Origin of the sequence: Leptolyngbya sp. BC1307, assembly GCF_002286735.1 — a bacterium.
Taxonomy (GTDB): Bacteria; Cyanobacteriota; Cyanobacteriia; order Phormidesmidales; family Phormidesmidaceae; genus Phormidesmis.
The window spans coordinates 1-1,789 of record NZ_NRTA01000129.1 but is presented as its reverse complement, the minus strand read 5'-3'; the positions used below and the strand labels follow the sequence as shown (position 1 = coordinate 1,789).

Genomic DNA, 1,789 nt, shown 5'->3' with positions numbered 1-1,789 from the left:
TCATACTGAGCTGCCTTTGCCCAGAAAGGCAGCTAAAGCACATCAGCCCAAGCCCCTGCACGCATAGCTTTTCCCGGCTTAAGTTGGTACCCTATTTCGGCTTTGTCCAGTAGACTGGACGGCTTAGCGCTCCTTGCTGTACCGTCACTGCTTCTACCCCAATATCAGGGTGAAGGTGGAACGACGATATCTATGATCTGCAAGATAGCAATGCACGCGATAATGTGGATTAGAGAATACAGCAGCGAGAACCTGGATGAAACTTCGTTCGATAGAGACCACACCGAGTCCGAACTGCATGAAGCTGAATTTGGATGAGGCGGCAAGTGCGAGACCGCTGACGCTGATGCTTGGCGAGACCGCCTTAGGTGCGCCCGCCATCTTCCAGGCCCTGCTCACCATAGAAGGCATTCAGTCAGTCTTTGTTATCAATGACTTTGTCACGCTTACCCGCAAAGGCAGCGCCGACTGGCAACCGATTTTGGCAGCAGCAGGCAGGCTCCTCGGCCTTTCAGAAGATGCCGACGCTGCTTTAGGCGATCGCCTTCAAGCAGATATCCCCCAAGCTGAAAAAGCGGCTCAGAACGCTGGCTCTCAGAACTTTGGTCAAGTAGAGGTAGCCATTCAAAAGTTTCGAGGCATTCCTGTACAGGTCCGGGTGACAGACGATACGCAACAGGCCCGCGTTGCTCTACCCGAACGATTCAACCAAGCCCTGCAAAACGCGATTGTAGCGACTGGCGCTGACTATGTCGCCGAGCGGATCTGGGCACCGTATCAGCCGCAATTTGGCGAAGTCGAAGCGATCGCCCGCCAGGTCGCCGAAGAACTCGACAGCCTCATTGACGCACCAGAACTTGCCCACCTAGAACAGCAGGCCATCACCTCAAAGTCTAAAGCTGTCTCTTCTCAGCGCTCTCAAACAGAATTGCTGACAGACCTAAAACAGCCAGACTGGAAACAAAGGCTTAAAGCGATTCAGAAAATTGAGCTTGACGGAGAGACATTTCCAGCCGTGGTAGCGGCTCTCCAAGATGACCGAGCCACCGTTCGCCGCTGGGCAGCAGCCTTGTTAGGTGCGAGTGAGCAGGCAGAGGCGCTATCCCCTCTACGTCAGATGCTGCTCACTGACCCTTCCCCCATCGTGCGCCGGACGGCAGGAGATGCGCTCAGCGATCTGGGCAATCCTCAGGCGATCGCAGCAATGGTGGCGGCACTAAGGGACGTGTCTAGTTTGGTGAGGTGGCGGGCGGCGCGATTCCTCAACGAACTGGGTGACGCCAGCGCCATAGAACCGCTAATGCAGGCAGCTGAAGCTGAAAGCGAATTTGACGTGCGCGTAGAAATGACAGCGGCGATTGATCGTATTCAGGCGGGCAAGGCTTCACAGCTACCCATGTGGATGCGCATTAGCAACGCTAGCTGAAGATGAAACGCTCTAGCAGTCAAGCGCGGTCATCATCATCGAGCATGGACATCAGAGCGCTAGCCTCCTCCGGCGCAGTCGCCCGTTTCCCCTTTTCACAAGTACCTTGCCGTAAGTCGGTTGTGGAGGCCAAAGGCAGCTATGTGAGCGGCACCTGCAAAGAACTCAAGGCGAGTGGCGCTGGTAGCGATTTCACACCCGGCGATGCCAACTACACCTCAGCGTGAGATCGCGACGACGATGGTGTTACCTGCGCATCGTAAGGGCATCTGTTGTGTATGGTTAGAGTTGTCATCTGTCGTCATTCGCTCCGCTTTGCGCTCCTTTGTGTATAGACAAACCCGAGGTAGAAAACGCTTCCGT

General features: G+C 55.2%; 2 protein-coding genes. Both read left to right on the top strand.

Features of this window, described 5'->3' with window-relative positions; all coding sequences use genetic code 11:
* Positions 1 to 256: 256 nt before the first annotated feature.
* Entirely contained in the window at positions 257 to 1,426 is a 1,170-nt protein-coding gene (locus CKL79_RS22320; protein ID WP_121971700.1) for a virulence factor, read from the top strand.
* 2 nt (positions 1,427 to 1,428) lie between these two features.
* The gene (locus CKL79_RS22315; RefSeq protein WP_141242287.1) at positions 1,429 to 1,653 is read left to right on the top strand and encodes a hypothetical protein; all 225 of its coding nucleotides are present in this window, start codon (positions 1,429 to 1,431) and stop codon (positions 1,651 to 1,653) included.
* Positions 1,654 to 1,789 lie beyond the last annotated feature (136 nt).

Excerpts from the sequence above, each read along its gene's own strand:
- CKL79_RS22315 (WP_141242287.1), top strand. The coding sequence starts at position 1,429 with ATGAAACGCTCTAGCAGTCAAGCGCGGTCATCATCATCGAGCATGGAC.
- CKL79_RS22320 (WP_121971700.1), top strand. The coding sequence starts at position 257 with ATGAAACTTCGTTCGATAGAGACCACACCGAGTCCGAACTGCATGAAG.